Source organism: Mycobacterium sp. Root135 (assembly GCF_001426545.1).
GTDB lineage: Bacteria > Actinomycetota > Actinomycetes > Mycobacteriales > Mycobacteriaceae > Mycobacterium.
In genome coordinates, this window is sequence record NZ_LMEZ01000001.1 from 1,377,508 (window position 1) to 1,396,278 (window position 18,771).

18 protein-coding genes are annotated in these 18,771 nt (G+C 67.5%); 12 read left to right on the forward strand and 6 right to left on the reverse strand.

The window, feature by feature from the left end:
- Positions 1-51 precede the first annotated feature (51 nt).
- The 3 genes from ASD37_RS31345 to ASD37_RS06690 all read left to right on the forward strand — a co-directional run bounded on the left by ASD37_RS31345 (position 52) and on the right by ASD37_RS06690 (position 4,800).
- Entirely contained in the window at positions 52-792 is a 741-nt protein-coding gene (locus tag ASD37_RS31345) for a hypothetical protein (protein WP_056549293.1), read from the forward strand.
- Complete coding sequence (locus ASD37_RS06685) at positions 789-2,939, forward strand: Rv1355c family protein (RefSeq protein WP_056549294.1); 2,151 nt, start codon at positions 789-791, stop codon at positions 2,937-2,939. Before ASD37_RS31345 ends, ASD37_RS06685 begins: the two co-directional genes overlap by 4 nt.
- 67 nt (positions 2,940-3,006) lie before the next feature.
- Positions 3,007-4,800, forward strand: coding sequence for an EAL domain-containing protein (locus ASD37_RS06690; protein ID WP_056549296.1), 1,794 nt, complete (start codon positions 3,007-3,009; stop codon positions 4,798-4,800).
- Here ASD37_RS06690 and ASD37_RS06695 read toward each other — a convergent pair.
- The gene (locus ASD37_RS06695) at positions 4,747-5,712 is read right to left on the reverse strand and encodes a hypothetical protein (protein ID WP_056549298.1); all 966 of its coding nucleotides are present in this window, start codon (positions 5,710-5,712) and stop codon (positions 4,747-4,749) included. The two genes, ASD37_RS06690 and ASD37_RS06695, sit on opposite strands and share 54 nt — an antisense overlap.
- Positions 5,713-6,242: 530 nt before the next feature.
- On the opposite strand from ASD37_RS06695, the gene ASD37_RS06700 reads away from it, so the two are divergent.
- The 5 genes from ASD37_RS06700 to ASD37_RS32160 all read left to right on the forward strand — a co-directional run bounded on the left by ASD37_RS06700 (position 6,243) and on the right by ASD37_RS32160 (position 10,204).
- Positions 6,243-6,893 (forward strand): ScbR family autoregulator-binding transcription factor, encoded by a 651-nt coding sequence (locus ASD37_RS06700; protein WP_056549299.1) that lies wholly within the window; start codon positions 6,243-6,245, stop codon positions 6,891-6,893.
- A 77-nt stretch (positions 6,894-6,970) separates the two neighbouring features.
- A complete protein-coding gene (locus ASD37_RS06705) occupies positions 6,971-8,203 on the forward strand; it encodes an acyl-CoA dehydrogenase family protein (RefSeq protein WP_056549302.1) in 1,233 nt (410 codons plus the stop codon).
- Positions 8,203-9,327 carry an acyl-CoA dehydrogenase family protein gene (locus tag ASD37_RS06710; protein ID WP_056549304.1) on the forward strand — a complete coding sequence of 375 codons (1,125 nt, stop codon included), beginning with the start codon at positions 8,203-8,205 and terminating at the stop codon, positions 9,325-9,327. Before ASD37_RS06705 ends, ASD37_RS06710 begins: the two co-directional genes overlap by 1 nt.
- A 29-nt stretch (positions 9,328-9,356) precedes the next feature.
- On the forward strand, positions 9,357-9,857 hold the full coding sequence (locus ASD37_RS32155; RefSeq protein ID WP_235567978.1) for a DMT family transporter: 501 nt from the start codon (positions 9,357-9,359) through the stop codon (positions 9,855-9,857).
- Positions 9,854-10,204 (forward strand): EamA family transporter, encoded by a 351-nt coding sequence (locus tag ASD37_RS32160; RefSeq protein ID WP_235567979.1) that lies wholly within the window; start codon positions 9,854-9,856, stop codon positions 10,202-10,204. Before ASD37_RS32155 ends, ASD37_RS32160 begins: the two co-directional genes overlap by 4 nt.
- Before the next feature lie 4 nt (positions 10,205-10,208).
- Here ASD37_RS32160 and ASD37_RS31815 read toward each other — a convergent pair whose 3' ends face one another.
- Entirely contained in the window at positions 10,209-10,838 is a 630-nt protein-coding gene (locus ASD37_RS31815; RefSeq protein WP_056549306.1) for a TetR/AcrR family transcriptional regulator, read from the reverse strand.
- Positions 10,839-10,936: 98 nt separating this feature from the next.
- Between ASD37_RS31815 and ASD37_RS06725 the strand changes: the two genes are divergently transcribed.
- On the forward strand, positions 10,937-11,245 hold the full coding sequence (locus tag ASD37_RS06725; RefSeq protein ID WP_082569955.1) for a WhiB family transcriptional regulator: 309 nt from the start codon (positions 10,937-10,939) through the stop codon (positions 11,243-11,245).
- A gap of 29 nt (positions 11,246-11,274) precedes the next feature.
- Positions 11,275-12,825: an AMP-binding protein gene (locus ASD37_RS06730; RefSeq protein WP_082569956.1), complete on the forward strand. Its 1,551-nt coding sequence runs from the start codon at positions 11,275-11,277 to the stop codon at positions 12,823-12,825.
- Here ASD37_RS06730 and ASD37_RS06735 read toward each other — a convergent pair.
- Entirely contained in the window at positions 12,792-13,601 is an 810-nt protein-coding gene (locus ASD37_RS06735) for an adenylate/guanylate cyclase domain-containing protein (RefSeq protein ID WP_056549308.1), read from the reverse strand. The two genes, ASD37_RS06730 and ASD37_RS06735, sit on opposite strands and share 34 nt — an antisense overlap.
- A gap of 97 nt (positions 13,602-13,698) precedes the next feature.
- Between ASD37_RS06735 and ASD37_RS06740 the strand changes: the two genes are divergently transcribed.
- Entirely contained in the window at positions 13,699-14,601 is a 903-nt protein-coding gene (locus ASD37_RS06740; protein ID WP_056549310.1) for a hypothetical protein, read from the forward strand.
- 3 nt (positions 14,602-14,604) lie between these two features.
- On the opposite strand, the gene ASD37_RS06745 is transcribed toward ASD37_RS06740, so the two are convergent.
- Complete coding sequence (locus ASD37_RS06745) at positions 14,605-14,802, reverse strand: three-helix bundle dimerization domain-containing protein (RefSeq protein ID WP_235567980.1); 198 nt, start codon at positions 14,800-14,802, stop codon at positions 14,605-14,607.
- Positions 14,803-14,928: 126 nt separating this feature from the next.
- On the opposite strand from ASD37_RS06745, the gene ASD37_RS06750 reads away from it, so the two are divergent.
- The gene (locus ASD37_RS06750; protein WP_056549314.1) at positions 14,929-16,548 is read left to right on the forward strand and encodes an alkaline phosphatase D family protein; all 1,620 of its coding nucleotides are present in this window, start codon (positions 14,929-14,931) and stop codon (positions 16,546-16,548) included.
- Between the two features lie 39 nt (positions 16,549-16,587).
- Here the strand turns inward: ASD37_RS06750 and ASD37_RS06755 are convergent, their stop codons facing one another.
- Positions 16,588-17,304, reverse strand: coding sequence for an MgtC/SapB family protein (locus ASD37_RS06755; protein ID WP_056549316.1), 717 nt, complete (start codon positions 17,302-17,304; stop codon positions 16,588-16,590).
- A 64-nt stretch (positions 17,305-17,368) separates the two neighbouring features.
- Positions 17,369-18,760 (reverse strand): FAD-dependent oxidoreductase, encoded by a 1,392-nt coding sequence (locus ASD37_RS06760; protein WP_056549319.1) that lies wholly within the window; start codon positions 18,758-18,760, stop codon positions 17,369-17,371.
- Positions 18,761-18,771 lie beyond the last annotated feature (11 nt).

The window sequence follows — 18,771 nt, forward strand, 5'->3', positions numbered from 1 at the left end:
GCGGCCAGCAACGATATCCCCCTCGTAGGTCGCCTAACGAATGAGGCCAAAATGCACCCCCAGCCGCTTGAATTCGGCATCACGGCCGACTGCGGAATCACCGACAACATCAGTTGGTGGGACTCCGACGCCGAAGTCACCACCGTGCTGTCGCGACCGGATACCGATCCCGAGCTCTGGGACGAATACCTTCGCGGCGCCGTCGAGAGCTACCGACGCCACGGCGTCGAGCGCGCCATCGACGTCGACGCCGTGAAGGAGGGTTCCGACACGGCCATGTTCTGGGCGACGCTGGACTCGACGGGACGGGTCATCGGCGGGCTGCGCGCCAAGGGGCCGCTCCTGTCCGCTGACGATTCGCACGCCACGGTCGAATGGGCCGGGCAGCCGGGCCTCGCCGCCGTCCGCAAGATGATCGACGACCGCGTTCCGTTCGGCGTGCTGGAGATGAAGACGGCGTGGACAACGGACGACCGCGACAAGGCGCGACGCATTTCCACGGCACTGGCGCGCACGCCGTTCCACGCCATGACATTGTTGGAGATCCAGTTCTGCATGGCGACGTCCGCCCCGCACATCCTGGAGAGGTGGCGTACCTCGGGAGCCGTGGTTGCCCCCATACCGGCCACACCGTATCCCGACGAGAGGTACCGTACGAAGATGATGTGGTACGACCGGCGAACGTTCGCCAATCATGCTGCCCCCGATCAGATTCCGAAGATCCTCCGGGAGATGAGCATCGTGTCGACACAGGCCGAGGCGCAGCTGGTCGGCCGCGCGGCCGCCCTGTGACGGACGTAGCCGACGTTTCCTCGAGTGCCGCCCAGATCCTGGATGCCACGCAGGATGGGGACGCCCGCCTGCTGGCCGAGCTCCGCGCCGACCCGACCGTCGAGTTCGTGGACTCCTGGCCGAATCAGAGCGCGTCGCTGAACCGGCTCCGGCCCCCGCTGGATTCCGAGATCCTGGCCGAGGCACCTCGGTTCGCCTACTACCCGTGGCGTCGCGCGGTGGTGAAGATCCTTGGCCCTCGGTCGTTCCGTCGACTTCGACTGGACCGCAACCGAAACCTGATCACCTCCGAGGAACAAGATCGGTTGAGCCACTTGGTGGTCGGCGTCGTCGGACTCAGTGCCGGTCACGTCATCGCACACACCCTCGCCATGCAGGGCCTGTGCGGCGAGATGCGCCTCGCCGACTTCGACGAGCTCGAGCTGTCCAATCTGAACCGCGTACCAGCCAGTCTCTTCGACCTCGGGGTGAACAAGACCGTCGTGGCCGCGCGCCGGATCGCGGAACTGGACCCGTATCTCGCGGTGCGCACGGCCCAGGAGGGCGTCACCGCCGACAACCTCGAGCACTTCCTCGACGGGCTCGACGTCGTCGTCGAGGAATGCGACTCACTCGACCTGAAGGTCCGCATCCGGCAGGCGGCCAAGGCCCATCGTTTGCCCGTCCTCATGGCAACCAGCGACCGGGGCCTCGTCGACGTCGAACGCTTCGATCTCGAACCCGACCGACCCGTCTTCCACGGCCTACTCGGCGACGTCGACCCAGACATGCTGACGGGCTTGAGCTCTCACGACAAGGTTCCCTACGTACTCCGCCTCATCGAGGTCAGCGGGCTGTCCGCGCGCGCGGCCGCATCGCTGCTCGAGGTGGGCCATGCCGTCGCCACCTGGCCACAGGTCGCAGGCGACGTGACCCTTGGAGCGGGTCCAATCGCCGAAGCCGTGCGGAGAATCGGCCTCGGCGAACCGCTTTCGTCGGGACGGGTTCGCTTGGACGCCGCCGCCGCCCTCGACGGCCTTGGCAAGGCCCTGCCACCGCCGGAGAATGCCGAGCGCGAAACGCATTCCGCCGCATCGATTTCTGTGCACGACGGTGATCTGCTGACCTCGATTCTCACGGCCGCGTCCCGCGCACCGTCGGGTGGCAACGTCCAGCCGTGGACCATGCATGCGGCCGACGACGCCGTCACCATCCGACTGGATCCCGAGCGGACGTCGACCATCGACGTCGGAATGCGCGGCAGCGCAGTCGCCGTTGGTGCCGCCGCATACAACTCTCGGGTCGCCGCAGCGGCGCGCGGATTCCAGAGTGAGGTCGACTTCACCACGACCGCACCGGAAGCCCCGCTCGTGGCGCGGATCCGGCTCACCGAAGGCGCCGCCGAGACACCGGCGGTGTCCTACGACGCGATGCTCCGTCGCGAGACCAACCGCGTCCGCGGCACGGGAACGCCGTTGCCCCCGCACGTCGTCGACCAGTTGGCCGAGAGTGCGCGGCGTGAAGGCGCCCAATTGCGTGTCGTCGTGTCACGCGCCGAGATCGACGAGATCGCGGACGTCTTCGCCTCGGCCGACCGGATTCGTTACCTGACCTCGAGACTGCACGAGGAGATGGTGTCCGAGCTGAGGTGGCCGGGCGACGCAGACCCCGACACGGGTATCGACGTGACGAGCCTCGAACTGGGCGCCAGGGGCGACCTGGCCCTCGAGATCGTCCGCCGGCCAGACGTCATGGCGGAACTGTCGGAGTGGGATGCCGGAGCCATCCTCGGCGACGACACCGCCGCTGGCCTCAAGGCGAGTTCGGCGGTGGCGGTCGTCTCCGTGCAGGGGCGCGACCTCGCCGACTACGCACGAGGCGGCTCGGCGGTGGAGGCGACGTGGATCACCGCCCAGGAACTCGGGCTCGCGGTTCAGCCGATCTCACCGCCATTCATCTACGCGACGAACGACGAGGAACTGCAGGACGTCTCGCCCAAGCACGCCAAGGAATTGGCAGCGCTGCAAGCCCGGTTCCGCAGGGTGGTCGACGGCGACGGCGACCCGGACGAATCGTTGATCTTGGTTCTTCGGCTATCGATCGCGGGACCCGCGACGGTCCGGAGCCGCCGGCGCTCCATCGATTTCGACGGGGCACCGCTACCCTGATCCAGTGTCCGCCGAAAGTACGCCCCTGAGCCTTGAACGGCTGGTGACGACTGTTGCCGTCCGGCTGATGGCGGCGAACGCGGCGACCTCGCCCCTTGTGTCTCAGGAAGTGCTCGCCGTCCTGGTGAAGTACTTCGACGTCGACATCAGCTTCCTGCGGTACAACGACCACTCCATTCGCGCGTCGATCCTGATCGCGGAGTGGCCGGTTCGACCGGACGTGCCCGATCCCGACCCGTTGCGGGTCGTCTACTACAAGGACGCCGATCCGGTGTTCGCGTTGGCAGAGCACGTCAAGACGCCGATGGTCTTCCGACCCGAGAACGACGACTACCAGAAGCGGATCGAGGAGGGGCGCAACATCCCCCAGACCTCGATGGCGGCCGCGCCCCTCTGGTCGGGCGACGTCACCACCGGGGTTCTCGGGTTCGTCAAGATCGGCGATCGGGAGTGGAACCCCGCCGAGCTCAACGCCTTGGAGGCGATAGCGTCGCTCTTCGCCCAGGTGCAGGCCCGGGTGCAAGCCGAGGAGCGCCTTCGGTATCTGGCCGAACACGACGACCTCACTGGCCTCCACAATCGCCGCGCGCTTCTCGACCATCTCGAAGAACGGCTCAAAGCCGGCCAGCCTGGCCCGGTTTCGGCCCTGTACCTGGATCTCGACCGGCTGAAGACAGTCAACGACTACCTCGGTCACAACGTCGGCGACTGGTTCATCCGGGTGATCGCCGAACGGTTGCAGCGCTGCATCGACGACGCCGGCGTGATCGCACGCCTCGGCGGTGACGAGTTCGTCGTCATACCCTCCACGCCGATGTCGGCGGTCGACGCCGAACAGCTCGCGAACCAGTTGTTGACGATCGTCGGCGAACGCGTCCCGGTGGGCGGCGAAATGTTGACCAGAACCGTCAGCATCGGCGTCGCGCTTGGCGAACCGGGCCGGGACTCCACGTCGGATCTGCTCCGCCGGGCCGATCAAGCGGTGCTCGAGGCGAAGGCGGCCGGTGGCAACCAGGTCGCGGTGTTCTCCGACGAGATGTCCCTACGCACCGACTACCGCAACGACATCGAACTCCACCTGCAGGAGGTGATCGAGAACGGCGCGCTGTTCCTCCAGTACCTCCCAGAGGTCGACATGCGTACCGGCGACATCCTCGCGACCGAGGCGTTGGTCCGGTGGAATCACCCCACCCGCGGGTTGTTGTCCCCCGCCGTTTTCATCGCCGTCGCCGAGTCGATCAACCTGGCCGGCGACTTGGGGCGCTGGGTACTCAGAACGGCATGCGAGGAGTTCGCCAGGTGGCGCGCTCTCGGTGTCGCCGAGGGAATCGTCCTGAGGGTCAACGTCTCACCGGTCCAGCTGGTCACCGACGGGTTTGCGGAGACCGTCGCGGCGGTGATGCGAGAGTTCGGTCTCGATCCCGGGTCGGTATGTCTCGAGATCACCGAGACCGTGGTGGTTCAGGACCTGGAAGCGACGAGCATCACTCTGGCGGCCCTCAGAGACGTCGGCGTGAAGGTGGCGATCGACGATTTCGGCACCGGTTTCAGTGTGCTGTCCCACCTGAAGTCCCTGCCGGTCGACGTCCTGAAGATCGATCGGAGCTTCGTCGCGGACCTCGGGGAGAATCCGGACGACCTTGCGATCGTCCGCGCGGTCATCGCTCTCGCCGAGGCCTTCGAACTGGAGCTGGTCGCCGAGGGCGTGGAAACGGTCACCGCCGCAGAGACGCTGCTACGCCACGGCTGTCACCGGGCGCAGGGCTTCCTTCTTTCCCGACCGCTCAGCGGCGAGGACATGGCCTCGCTACTGGCCAAGGGGCGGGTAGCCGTGCACTTTCCCGCACCGCCAACCCTCTAGAGCCTGTTGCCTCGCGTCGTGCAAGCCGTCGCGCACCTGACGACGTGAACCGGTACACGTCGGGCGTGACGGCGCGGCAGGTTCGGTGTCCAAGAGCTCGACGCGCCCGAACCGACTCGCGGTCCGACCGACGAGGCACACCTGCAGTCGCTCCTCGGGGACTCCTACGAGCTCACCCGCGGCGGGGTCCTGGTCGCTGGGAGCGAAGGTGATTCCCGCCCGGGTCCGCACCGCGAGCGGGCCGTCCTCGGTCGACAAGACCACGCCGGCGATGACGCCCTCCTCGAACACGATTCTCTCGAACCGGGTCTCGGCCTCGACCTCGATGTCACGTTTCAACGCTTCCGCCGTCAGCCACTGCCGAAGCGCGCCGTCGCCGAAACCGTCGGCCCAATCGATCGCGCCGATCGACAACGCCTCGACGGACTCGCCGTTGGCGGACTTCATGGTGGTGGAGCGCCAATCACGCATGCTCGTGTAGAGCAAGCCGTACGGGGAGGCGACGCACTGCGCGGCCCATCCCGTCAGACGCGCCCCGACGAACGTCTCGACGGGTTGACGGTAGGCCTCGTCGGACGACAGATTGCGGGCGCTCCGACGAGGAACCGCTCCGTTGCCAGGATCGATCGCGGAATCGGTGATGTCTTCACCGACTGCGGCGAGGTACTCGTTGGTCTCGAGGTCGAGTGTGTCGCGCAGCAGCCAACCGGCGGCGACGCGCTCACGCAGCGCAACGGGTGAGTGACCCAGTTGGGGCGCCAGTGGAACGGGTCGTGCGCCTGGAACAGCTGATCTCTCTGGAACGGAGTTGGCCACCAGTACCTCGCCCCCTGCGTCCACTGCCGCAATGGCGTTGGCGAGACCCCCGATGCCCGCTCCGATGACCGCGATGTCGACTTCCAAATCCCACATAGGCGTTACATACTCCGTATTGGCTGGTCGGTTGGCTGAAGATGTGCCACGCCTCGCCGGAGACGGTCTTCTGGAGCACACACTTTCCGAGTTGGAACTCCCTGGCACGACGGTTGCGCGTGTCCGGCGGAACCGGAAACACGGAGCGCAAAATTCAGACCGAAAGTCGCCACGGCCCGTACTTTACATACTTTTGTAACGAAATGCAGTACGACGAAGAAGTTTGCCCACCCGGTCTGAACGACACGGCCCGGCCGCCCGCGAACCGTGCTAGAACCCACCACGCGGCGCCGAGATGTCCGTCGAACGGCGCCAGACGGGTAATCTCTAACGCGCCGAGCAGATCATCGGATGACTCCGGCCCTCACGGGCCTCGTGATCCCGGACCGACTCGCACACTCGATTGACTGGCGTTTTCCAGATGGCCGGGCGGCACCTCAGATGGGGATGCCGACCAGTCGGAGGCGAACGAACTATGATCCCGTCCAGCGCTCACGGGCTGGACGGATCGACGGAGGAGTTCAAGAAACATGGTGCGCCAGGCTCGATCCGAGGCGACACGTAGGAAGATCATCGACTCGGCCGTCGACCTGATCAACGAGATCGGATATCCGGCTGCCGGCTTGGGCGACATCATCGAACGTGCCGAACTGACCAAGGGCGCTCTCTACTACCACTTCGATTCCAAGGAAGCCTTGGCTACCGCGATCATCGAAGAGGGTTCGGAAAGCCTCGTCGGCGCATTTCGCGAAGCGGGACGTTCGGGGTCGCCCGGCATGGAGAACATCCTCCACGGGTCCTTCGTGATGACTGATGTATTGAGTAACGACAGAGTTGCCAGGGCGGGGGCACGTCTCCTGCGCACCTTCGGCAGCTTCAATCCCGCCGCAAAGAGCACCCTGAAATTGTTCGTCGACGAACTCACCGAACGACTCAGGGCAGCCACGGCGGAGGGCGACCTCCGGGCAGACCTCGACCCCGAGTCCACCAGCAACAGCATCGTCGCCGGGATGATGGGCGGCGAATTGTTGTCGAGCGCCTTGGCCGACGGGACCGATCTACGCACCCGTTTCGTTCGGAACTGGGAATTGCTGTTGCCCGCCATCATCACCGACGAGTCGCTGGGCTACTACCGGGAGTTCCTGGCCCGCCAAGCGGCGCGGCAGCCTCAGACGCCCTGACGCATACCCGGGCACGACCGTAGTTGGGTAACTAGGTTTACTGTCTGCTGAACCTCATCCAACGACGGAGGACAGCAGTGGACCTTCTGTGGTCGCCAACCGACATCGCCTTCCGCGACGAGGTGCGCAACTTCCTCGACGAGAAGCTGACCCCGGAGCTACGACAGTCCGGGCGCCTGATGACCAGTGTCTACAGCGACCACGAGGCCAGCCTCACGTGGCAGCGAATCCTGCACGACCGCGGCTGGGCCGCGCCAGCGTGGCCCGTCGAGTACGGCGGGTGCGACTGGAGCCTGACCCAGCACTACGTCTTCAGTCGCGAGTCCACCCTCGCAGGAGCTCCACCGTTGTCGCCCATGGGAATTCGGATGGTGGCGCATGCGATCGTCAAGTTCGGCACCGAGGCCCAGAAGGACTACTTCCTGCCCCGCATCCTCACCGGCGAGGTGTTCTTCTGCCAGGGCTATTCGGAACCGGAGGCCGGATCCGACCTCGCCGCCCTGTCCATGTCGGCGGTCGACGACGGCGAGGACCTCGTCTGCACGGGCAGCAAGATCTGGACGACGCATGCCAGGGAGGCGAATTGGATGTTCGCCCTCGTACGCACCTCGCGTAGCGGCAAGAAGCAGCAGGGCATTACGTTCGTGCTCCTCGAGATGACCTCCCCCGGCGTCGACGTCCGGCCGCTGGTGATGACGTCCGGTGAAGAGATACAGAACCAGGTGTTCTTCGACGAGGTCCGCGTGCCCAAGACCAACGTCGTCGGCAAGATCGACGACGGCTGGACCGTCGCCAAGTACCTCCTCGAGTTCGAGCGGGGTGGCGGTGCCAGCGCGCCAGCGCTGCAGGTCATGGCCGAGGAGGTGACCGCCGCCGCGACCGCGCAGCCCGGCCCGGACGGTGACTGGCTGGTCGACGATCCCGCGTTCTCACGGAAGCTCGCCGAGGCCCGCATCCGCATCGACGTTCTGGAAGTACTCGAATACCGCGTCCTGGCCACCCTGGCGAACGGCGGCCATCCCGGCTCGGCGTCCTCGATGCTGAAGATCCTCTCGACCGAACTCAGTCAGACACTCACCGAGTTGGCGATGGAGGCCGCCGGCCCGCGGGGCCGCGCCTACCAACCTCACGCCACCCGACCGGGCGGACCAATCGCCCAGTACGAACCACCACCCGACGGCTACGTCGGCGGCGAACCGTGGCAGGCCGTGGCTCCACTGCGCTACCTCAACGACCGAGCCGGCTCGATCTACGCCGGCAGCAACGAGATTCAGCGCAACATCCTCGCCAAGGCAGCGTTGGGGCTGTAATGGACTTCAGACTCTCCGACGAACAAGAGATGCTCCGCACCGGTCTCGACAGGTTCCTCGCCACCCGCTACGACCTCGACCGGAGCCGGGCGGCCGCCAAGACCGGCGCCGGCTGGCAGCCCGACATGTGGCGCGCCTTCGCCGACGATCTGGGCATTCTGGGCGCGGCTTTGCCCGAGCGGGTCGGAGGTAGCGGCGGCGGACCCGTCGAGGTCATGGTCATCGCCGAGTCGCTTGGCCACGCACTCGTCGTCGAGCCCTACGTCGACACCGCCGTCGTCGCCGCCGGACTGTTGCTCAGGGCGGGCGGCCAGGCGGCCACCCAGGTGGTCGAACGCATCGCCGCCGGCCAGGCGGTCGTCGGCCTCGCCGCAGCCGAGGAGCAGTCGGGTGATCGATGGCTCGACGTCGCGACGACCGCGCACCGCGACGGAACCGGTTGGACGCTCTCGGGGACGAAGATGATGGTGCTCGGCGCACCCATCGCGACGCACCTCGTCATCACGGCGCGCACGGAAAGCGGCGTGTCACTGTTCCTCGCCGAGGTCGCGGCCGTCGAGCGTGGCCTCGAGATGCACGCCTTCCGAACCGTCGATGACCGCCGCGCGGCGGACCTCGTCCTCGACGATCTGCGGCTTCCGGACGACGCGCTGCTCGGTCAGGAGGGGCAGGCCTGGCCGTCGCTGGCGCAGGCCCGCGACGAGGGCGCCGCGGCGGTGTGCGCCGAGGCCGTCGGCGCCATGCGGCGCGTGGTCGCCGACACCGTCGACTACGCCAAGCAGCGCCACCAATTCGGCCAGCCGATCGGAAGTTTCCAAGCGTTGCAGCACCGCATGGTCGACATGCACATGGAGCTCGAACAGTCCGCCGCGGCGGTGTACCTCGCGACACTCAACCTCGGCGCCGAGCCGGCGACGCGCGCGCGGGCCGTGTCGGCGGCCAAGGCCACCATCGGCAGAGCGGCCAGGTTCGTCGGTCAGAACGCCGTACAGCTGCACGGCGGAATGGGCATGACGGAGGAGTTGGCGATCGGGCACTACTTCAAGCGCCTCACCGCCGTGCAGTTCGAATACGGCACCACCGATCACCACGTCACGCGCTACGCCCAGCTCACGCGGCGGTGACTGCCCGGGGGTGGCTGCTCTTCGCAGCGATGAGCGTGATCTGGGGAATTCCGTATCTGTTGATCAAGATTGCGGTCGAGGGCGTCTCGGCGCCCGTTCTCGTCTTCGCGCGCACCGCCATTGGTGCCGTCGTGCTGATTCCGCTGGCGCTGTCCCGTGCGGCGTGGACACCGGTGCTGCGATGCTGGAAACCGGTGCTGGTCTTCGCCTTCTTCGAAATCGTGGCGGCCTGGTTGATGCTCTCCGACGCCGAACGGCACATCTCCAGCTCCCTCACCGGTCTTCTCATCGCGGCCTCCCCCATCATCGCCGCGGTGCTCGACAGGCTGACCGGGGGCGAACGACGACTTGGCGGCAAGCGAATTGCCGGGCTCGGCGTCGGATTGGCGGGTGTCGCGGTGTTGGCCGGGCCGGAGATGACCGGCGGTAGCGCGTGGCCCGTCGTCGAAGTCCTCTTGGTGGCAACGTGTTACGCGATCGCCCCCTCGTCGCGGCTCGCCACCTCGCCGACGTCCCGGCCTTGCCCATGACCGCGGCCTGCCTCGGCGTCGCGGCCGTCGTGTACGCCGGCCCCGCGGCCGCGACCTGGCCCTCGGAGATGCCGTCCACGCGAGTGCTGCTTGCCCTGGCGACCCTGGCCGTCGTCTGCACGGCTCTCGCGTTCATCGTCTTCTTCGCGCTCATCAGGGAGGTCGGGCCCACCCGCGCGCTGGTGTTCACCTACGTCAACCCCGCCGTCGCATTGGCGGCGGGGGTCATCGTGCTCGACGAACCGCTCACGCCGTGGAATCTGGCGGGATTGGCGCTGATCCTCGGTGGTTCGGTGTTGGCCACCCGACGACTGGGCCCGTCGGCCGAGCCGGCGGCGCCGCGCTGAGACGTCATTCGTCGGCGCGTTTGGCCAGTCCCTCACGCAGCAGGTCGTCGGTGGCCGCTTGCCACCGCTGCAGTTGGTTGGGTGAGGTCAGCGGCTCGGGAAGGTGGCGGTTCACGTGGGCGCGGAGGCTGATCCCGCCGACCGCGAGTACGACCGCGTTGATGGTCGCCCAGGTCAGGTCGACGTCGGGACGCACCTCGCCGCGTTCGGCTCGCAGCTTCCACCGGGCCATGCCGACCTCCATCAGGGCGTCGAAGAGCGTCACCCCGAGGGGACTGCCGTCGACCATCGCCCTGCTGACGTAGGCGGCGACGTCGGGATGTTCGGCAATGAGCTTGCTGACCCTCGATCCGATGTCGGTGATCGAGTCGGCGGGCGGTTCCGGAATGGGCTGCGCCATCCCTCCGATCACCAGCGACACGACGTAGTCGTCGACTGCCTGTATCAGGCCTGACTTCGTCGCGAAGTGGTGCTGCACCATCCCGAGGGAGACCCCCGCGGTGGCGGCGACCGACCGCAACGACGTCGACGCAGTGCCGTGCACCGCGAAGTTCGCCAGGGCGGCTTCCCGGATCCGTTCGGCACTCGACGGGCCGACGTGGCCGATCTCCGCGGTCTCCGAGACGGACGTCACTGGCCAACCGTAGCAATACGTATGTATCGTCAGACCAATACATACGTATTGTCACGAATGGGTAAGCGGGCAATAGGTACGAGACGGAGGGCCAAACCATGCAGACATATGGACGACCCATCGCCGAAGTGGGGCTGCGCGAGCGGGGGGCGACCGCTCCGCATTCAGGATTCCCGTGCGCCGACGACCCCGACCGGTGGACCACCGCACCCGACGACGGCGCAAAGGCGCTGTGTCGGGCCTGCCCGCGGCGCTGGTTGTGCGCTCAGGAGGCATGCCGGACCCCTGGCGCCGAGGGTGTGTGGGCGGGCGTGCTGATCCCCGGCGAGGGGCGCGGCCGCCGGTTCGCCCTGAAGCAGCTGGGCTCCCTGGCCACTCGGCACGGTTTCCCGGTCCGCACCGGGTAGAGGCGCCGACGCGGATATCCTTCGGCGCGATGACTGGCGCGCGGATCGACCTCATTCACGAATTGGTGTCGTCGGCCGCTGCCGCCACACCCGACCGGCGGGCGATCGTCACCCTTGACGGCGGCGGTGTCACGTTCGAGGAGTTCGACCGCCAGGTCCGGTCGGTGGCCGCCTGGGTGAGCGAACGTACCCACCGCGGCGACCGGGTGGCCGTCATCGCGGACAACGGCGCGTCCTACGCCCGGCTGTACTACGGCGTCCCCCGGTCAGGACGCGTGCTGACGCTGATCAACCAACGGTTGAGCGCGCGCGAGCAGATCGGGCAACTGGCATCGGCGGAACCGACGATCCTCGTCGGTGACGCCCGATACCTCGACGCGCTGGCACCGCTGACCCGGAAAGTGCCGTCGGTCAGCGAGGTGGTGACGTTCGACGACCCGAGTTGGCAACGCGCCGTTCATGACTCGTTATCAGCCGAGGAGCGGGTCCACCCCGACGACCCCGCGTGGCTCCTGTTCACCAGTGGCTCGACGGGAACACCGAAGGGCGTACTGCACACGCACCGCTCCGTCACCACCGCGGTGCGCGGCACCGTCGCGGGCCGGTCGGTCCGACCAGGCGGCGTCTACCTGCTGCCGTTTCCGATGTGCCACATCGCGGGTTACAACATGCTGGTCCACCACCATGCGCGTTCCACGGTGCTGCCCGTCGCCACCTTCCGCGCCGACGAGTTCGTCGCCGCGGTTCTCGCCCATCGCGTGACGTCGTGTTCGTTGGCTCCCACGATGCTGCATTCGCTGCTCGCCCACCTCGAGGAGACGGGAACGCAGCTACCCACGTTGCGCGACGTGTCCTACGGCTCCGCGGCCATCCCCGCCGACCTCCTGCGACGCGCGCTCGCCCGGCTCGACGTCGACTTCCACCAGGGCTACGGCATGACCGAAACCGCAGGCAACATAACGTTTCTCGGTCCCGCCGACCACCGCGCCGGTGCCAGCGGGGACACCTCGATCCTCGCGACCGCAGGCCGGCCGCACGACGAGGTCGAGGTTCGCATCGCGGGCGGCGAGGTCGGTGAGATCCTGGTCCGCGGCGGGCAGGTCACGGCCGGTTACTGGCCGGGGCTCACGCCGGCGACGGTCGACGGCTGGCTGCCCACCGGCGACGTGGGCCGCGTCGACGCCGATGGCCGGTTGGTGGTCGTCGACCGCAGCAAGGACGTCGTCATCACCGGCGGCGAGAACGTTTCATCCCGTGAGGTGGAGGACGTGCTGTCCGGCCACCCGGACGTCGACCAGGTCGCGGTGGTGGGCGTCGCCGACGAGTACTGGGGTGAGGCGGTCTGCGCGGTCGTGGTGGCGCGGCGCGGAAGCGCGCCGACCCGCGACGAACTGGTCGCCCACGTCCGCGCGAATCTGGCGGCGTTCAAACGACCACGGCACGTTCTGTTCGTGGAATCGCTGCCACTGACGCCCAACGGGAAGGTCGCGAAGGACGTCGTCCGGACCCACGCACGTCGCGAGGTGGGCGCGCACGGCGACTCGGGTCAATCGGCGATTACGACCGGGAACACCTCGTAGGTGCCGCTGAAGCCCTTGAACTCCACCACCTCGGCTGACGTCACGCCGATGCCGTCGGTGTGTGCGACCGCGTCGCGGACGACCTCGCTGATGAGGATTTCGCCGCCGTCCGCGTGCCCGGCAATTCTGGCCGCCATCGCGACGTTGAGACCGAACAGGTCGTCGCCCCGCCGCACGGACTCCCCCATGTGAATCCCCATGCGCACCTTGATGTTCTGCCATCGATCTGGATGCCGGGCCAGCTCCCGCTGCACGTCGATGCAACAGCGCAGCGCACCGGTGGGGTCGGCGAACGCGAGCATGAAGCCGTCGCCCTGATTCTTGACGACGTGACCGCGGTGCTCGTCGACCGACCTGCGCACCAGGCGTTCGTGACGTTGGAGCAGCGCCACCCATTCGCGGTCCCCCAAGGCCTCGTTTCGCTCCGTCGACCCCTCGATGTCGGAGAACACCACGACGACGTGTCCGTCGGCGGCGAGCCGTGCCAGGTCGGGCCGCTCGACGCTGGCCCACCCCGCCAGATCTTCGATCGAGTTGCGAACGACGGCACCAACACCCTTGGTGCGCAACATCTCCGCGGTCTTCCACGTCGTGCGGATGGCGAATGGCGCCAGACCCTTGCGCCTGCGCCGAACCCTCGGCGTGGCCCGCTGGGCGCGCTCCAGCTTCCGTCGAACGTCCGAGAGCCGGCGCGACGACACGATGAGCAGGACCCCGAGGGTGACGACGGCCGAGAGCGCGACTCCAAGGGCGATCCACAGAGCGAGTTGCGTCACTGCGCGATGGTAGCCGTCGCGAGGCCTCCCAATCGGCGCGGCGGCGGGGCTCGCTGCTGGATACTGCACGGGTGACTGCTATCAACGGAGGCGACCGGTGCTGATCGGTCTGGTGGCGGCGCTGGTCGCGTGCTTCGGCTACGGCACGGCGTCGGTGCTGCAGGCCTACGGCGCCCGCAGTGCCGCCGCCAAGGACGCCGCTCGCGGAACGGTCGGCTCGACGACGGCGACCGGTGCGCCCTCCCTTGCCGCGACGGTGCGTGCCGCGCTGACGCCTGCGTTCCTCGCCGGGATGGCACTCGACGGCCTCGGCTTCGTGGGGAGCGTGGTCTCGGCGAGGCTGATCCCGCTGTTCCTGTCCCAGACGATCATGAGCGCCAACCTCGTCGTGACGGCCGTACTCGGTGTCATCGTGTTGAAAGTTCGCCTGCGCCTGCGTGATTGGGTGGCAATCGCCACGGTGGTCATCTCCCTGTGCGTGCTGGGATTCACCTCCGGGCACATCGGCGAGGACGTGCCCGGCGCGGCAGTGCACTGGGGCGTGTTGGCGTTTTCGGTCGTGATGGTCGCCATCGGTCTCGGTCTGATCCGTGTGCTCGGCGCCCGCGGGGCGGTCGCCGCCGGCCTCGTCGCAGGCGTTCTGTTCGGGGCGATGGCCGTCGCGGTACGCGTCGTGGCAGGAGTCGACCCGTTCCAACCCACAGTCGTCCTGGCCGACCCCGCTGCGTGGGCGGCCGTGATCGCCGGGGTTGGCGGCTTCTACCTGTTCACCGTCGCGTTGCAGATCGGTTCGGTCACCGGCGCGTCCGCCGCGCTGGTTGCCGGCGAGACGGTGGTGCCCGGCATCGTGGGCGTGCTGCTTCTGGGTGACAGCTCGGCGCCAGGATTGGGCTGGCTGGTGGTCATCGCGTTCGTTGGCGCAGTCGGCGGAGCGATCGCGGTGGCGCTGTTCGGTGCGGCCGAGAGCGACCAGGCGGCCCCAGTTCTGGAGCAGCGCTGACGGTCAGCCGCGCGCGGTGGCGAGCTCGCGACGTGCGCGGCGCTCGACGAACAGGGGAATGAAGTCGCGAACTCGGCTGCCGTCGAACTCCGCGTGCTGGTGCTCGACGACCATCGTCACCCTCTCGGGTGACACGTCCGGGTAACTGGCCCTCAGACGGTCGACCAGCTGCGAAATGACGGCCCGTTCATTCGACTCCACGCCCGCAATGTTGGCACTGCGTTCACCCGCCGGTCAACTGCGTTGAAACGTTTCACATCACATTGACAGGTGACGCTTCAGCCTGCTGACGAGGGCCGTGTCGCGGTGCGCGCCTAGGCTGGTCGGATGTCACTGCTGCTGGGCCCGGTCCTGCGCCACGTTGGCGAGACGACTGCGACCGTGTGGGTTCAAACACACTCGTCGGGCGTGGTGGAAGTGCTCGGGTGTACGGCCGAGACGTTCGAGGTGCAGGGCTGCCACTACGCGATGGTCATGGTCGACGGTCTCGAGTCGGGTTCGGTCAACGAGTACCAGGTCCACGTCGACGGTGAACAGGTCTGGCCGGAGCCGGACGCCACCTTCCCGCCAAGTGTCATCAGGACGCGGGGGCACACCGCGAACGATGGTCTGCGCATCATCTTCGGGTCATGCCGCTATCCGAAGACCGGCGACGCCAAGCTCGACGACAAGCTGGGCCTCGACGCCCTTGACTGCTACGCCTCGAGGTTGCCGTCCATACCGACCGACGAGTGGCCCGACGCGCTGGTGCTGTTGGGTGACCAGGTCTACGCCGACGAGCTCACCCCCGAGGCTCGCCGTCACCTGGCCGGGCGCCGGTCCGGCGGTCACCGCCCCCCGGACGAGGTGGTGACCTTCAACGAATACGAAGGCCTCTACCGGCACACCTGGGGCGACCCGGAGATCCGGTGGATCCTGTCGACGATCCCGACCGCGATGATCTTCGACGACCACGACATCAGGGACGACTGGAACACCTCCGGCGCCTGGCGCAAGGAGGTCAACGCGAAGCCGTGGTGGCGGGATCGGATCCGGTCGGGGCTGGCGTCGTACTGGGTCTACCAACACCTCGGCAATCTCAGCCCGAGCGAGCTGGCGGACGACGAGGACTTTCAGAAGGTGCTCGCCGCCGAGGGCGACGTCTGGCCGCTCCTGGTCGACCTCGCCGACCGAGCCGACGCCGAGGTCGACGACGACAAGGGTCTGCGTTTCAGCTACCGGTGGGACCTGGGCCGCAGCCGCTTGATCATGGTCGATTCCCGCAACGCCCGGATCCTGGATTCCGGTGACCGAAAGATGTTTGGCAACAGAGAGTTCGCCTGGCTGAAGGAGCACGTCAACGACGGGCTCGACGCAGTGGACCACCTGATCATCGGGTCGTCGCTGCCGTGGCTGCTGCCGCCTGCGATCGGTGACATGCAGATGGTCAACGAGCGCGCGGCCAACCGGCCGGGTTGGCGCGGCAAGCTCGGCGAAACCGTGCGTCAGACGGCGGACTTCGAACACTGGGCGGCGTTCGCTCAGTCCTTTCTGGACCTGAGCCACCTCATCGTCGACGTCGCCACCCGCGACTCGGGTGCCCCGGCGACGGTGTCAGTGCTCTCCGGCGACGTCCACCACAGCTACGTGGCACGCGCCGACATTCCGGCCGCACACGCGCGCGTCCATCAGCTGGTGTGCTCACCGGTGCACAACTACGTACCGTGGTTCGTCAAGCCCGTCTTCAAACTTGGTTGGTCGCAACGACTTGCCCGCCTCACCAGACGTTGGGCGCGGCGCAACGGTTGTCCCCCATTGCCGTTCGCGTGGCGTGACGTCAACGGACCCCTGTTCGGCAACACCCTCGCCACTCTGCAGACGTCGGGCCGCGACGCGGAAGCCGTCTTCGAACAACCCCGCGGTTCGGATTCACTCGACGAGGTCGCGCGGGTCTCTCTCACTGGATGAGGTGGCGACCGACCTCACACCGGCTGAATGGCGACCACGTCACCGTGTCCAGTCGGCCGCGCCTTCATGGGCGATGCTCCAGCGCACCGACGTGACTCCCGACTGCCCGCTCAGTGCGCGAACGGCGGCGACGGCACTGTCGTCGTCACGGGCCGCGGTCGCGAACTCGGCCTGCAACTGCACCGTGTCCGGGCCCTGCGCCCGGCTCACCTGAATCCCGCGTAGTTGAAACTCGTTCGGCGGCAGCGCCTCGGAGATGAGGACTCTGAGCTCCTCCTCCACGGCCCGTTGACACACGACCTCGAGGACGTAGTCGGCGGGAGTCGCGTCACGCCGCTTCGAGTGTGCGCGGTCCATCCTCGCGCCCAGTGGTTGCAGGAACCAGTTTCCGGCCACGACGATGGCGGTGCCCGCGAGGGCCTCTCGCCACATCCAGGCTCCTGCCAACGCCCCGACCGCTGCGGTCGCCCACAAGGTCGCGGCGGTGTTGAGTCCCGTCACCGACAGCCCCTGTTTCATGATGACGCCGGCGCCGAGAAACCCGACCCCCGAGACTATTTGCGCCGCGACGCGCAGTCGGTCACCGGTCTGGTCGAAGCTGTAGGCACTGAGGATCAAGAACAGCGCCGACCCCATGCTGACCAACGCCATCGTCTGCAGACCGGCCATCCTCGAGCGCCACTGCCGTTCGAAGCCGATCGCGACACCGAGCACCGTCGCCAATCCCACCCTGGTCAACAAGTCGACGGCCAACATGCGTCGAATTCTTCACCCCTGACGGCCGTTCGGCGGTGGGACACGCACGGCGGCAGTCGACGGCTCAGGCGAGTGCGCCGAGGAGCTGGTTGAACGCCTCGGTCATGGACGGGTGGGTGTAGATCTCGTCGCGCAGTTGCGTGGCGGTGATGCCGTGGCGCATCGCCAGGGACACCACGTTGATCACCTCGTGGGAGTCGTAGCTGAGCAGGGCCGCGCCCAGGATGGCGTCGTCGTCGGCGTCCACGACGACCTTCATCATTCCGCGGGCCTCGCCGACGATGCGCGCCCGCGGCACCGTCGCCATCGACGCGACGGGCAACGCTGCGACGCGCACCCGCCGCCCGGACGCACGGGCGTCGTGTTCGGTGAGGCCCACTCGCGCCAGCGGCGGCGTCATGAAGAGCGTGTAGGGCACCGCCTTTCGATCCGTCGTGCTGCGGGTGCCGGATCCGACGAGTTGGTCGAGCACGATGCGGTAGTCGTCGAGGGAGACGTAGGTGAACTGCGGTCCGCCGTTGACGTCGCCCATCGCGAAGACGTGGGGCTGGCTGGTGCGCAGGTGGTCGTCGACTGCCACCGCCCCGGCGTCGGTCACGTCGATACCCGCCGCGTCCAACCGCAGCCCGTCGGTGACCGGCCGCCGACCCGCGGCGGCCAGGATGACGTCGGCGTCGACCGTTTCGAGTGCACCGTGGCGGTAATAGGTCACCGTCGCCGGTGCGTCCCCACCCGTGCCCACCTCGTGGACCTCGGCGTCGGTGACGACGGTGACGCCGTTCTCGCGCAACAGGTCCCGGGCGCACGCCGCGACGTCGTCGTCTTCCTGGCCCAGGATTTCGGAGTGGCGTTCGAGCACCGTGACCTCCGAGCCGTAGGCGGCGTACATGGCCGCGAACTCGAGACCGACGTAGCCGCCACCGAGGACCACGAGACGGCGGGGCAGTTCCGGCGTCGCGAGCAGATCGGTGCTGGTGACCATCACGCCGCTGTCCGCCAGGCCGGGAACGTCCGGGATGCGGGGTTCGGACCCGGTGCTGACGACGAGGTGCTCGGCGGAGACGACCACCGCGCCGCCGCCGTCGACGAGGGTGACCTTCACGGTGTGCGGGTCGACGAATTCGGCCCGGCCGGTGAGCACCGAGACCGACTCGATGCCGTCGAGCATGGCGAAGTTGTCCGCCCGGAGCTTGGCGGTCAGGGCGAGTTCGTTCTCCACCGCCCGGCGGTAGGCGGCAGGGCTGCGTTCAGTGAGTTGTTCAGCTTGGTAGACAAGGGACTTCGTCGGGACGCAGCCGATGTTGATACACGTGCCGCCGTACATCTGCGCGGACTGCTCGATCATCACCACGCGCTTGCCCTGCCGTCCGAGGGTGGAGGCCAGGGTCTTGGCGCCCTTGCCGAATCCGATCACGGCAAGGTCGGCCGTGATGGAACGGTCGTCGTCTTCGCTCATGCTGCTCTCCT

Excerpts from the sequence above, each read along its gene's own strand:
- ASD37_RS31345 (WP_056549293.1), top strand. The coding sequence starts at position 52 with ATGCACCCCCAGCCGCTTGAATTCGGCATCACGGCCGACTGCGGAATC.
- ASD37_RS06690 (WP_056549296.1), top strand. The coding sequence starts at position 3,007 with ATGGCGGCGAACGCGGCGACCTCGCCCCTTGTGTCTCAGGAAGTGCTC.
- ASD37_RS06695 (WP_056549298.1), bottom strand. The coding sequence starts at position 5,712 with ATGTGGGATTTGGAAGTCGACATCGCGGTCATCGGAGCGGGCATCGGG.
- ASD37_RS06700 (WP_056549299.1), top strand. The coding sequence starts at position 6,243 with ATGGTGCGCCAGGCTCGATCCGAGGCGACACGTAGGAAGATCATCGAC.
- ASD37_RS06710 (WP_056549304.1), top strand. The coding sequence starts at position 8,203 with ATGGACTTCAGACTCTCCGACGAACAAGAGATGCTCCGCACCGGTCTC.
- ASD37_RS32155 (WP_235567978.1), top strand. The coding sequence starts at position 9,357 with ATGAGCGTGATCTGGGGAATTCCGTATCTGTTGATCAAGATTGCGGTC.
- ASD37_RS32160 (WP_235567979.1), top strand. The coding sequence starts at position 9,854 with ATGACCGCGGCCTGCCTCGGCGTCGCGGCCGTCGTGTACGCCGGCCCC.
- ASD37_RS06725 (WP_082569955.1), top strand. The coding sequence starts at position 10,937 with ATGCAGACATATGGACGACCCATCGCCGAAGTGGGGCTGCGCGAGCGG.
- ASD37_RS06730 (WP_082569956.1), top strand. The coding sequence starts at position 11,275 with ATGACTGGCGCGCGGATCGACCTCATTCACGAATTGGTGTCGTCGGCC.
- ASD37_RS06750 (WP_056549314.1), top strand. The coding sequence starts at position 14,929 with ATGTCACTGCTGCTGGGCCCGGTCCTGCGCCACGTTGGCGAGACGACT.
- ASD37_RS06755 (WP_056549316.1), bottom strand. The coding sequence starts at position 17,304 with ATGTTGGCCGTCGACTTGTTGACCAGGGTGGGATTGGCGACGGTGCTC.
- ASD37_RS06760 (WP_056549319.1), bottom strand. The coding sequence starts at position 18,760 with ATGAGCGAAGACGACGACCGTTCCATCACGGCCGACCTTGCCGTGATC.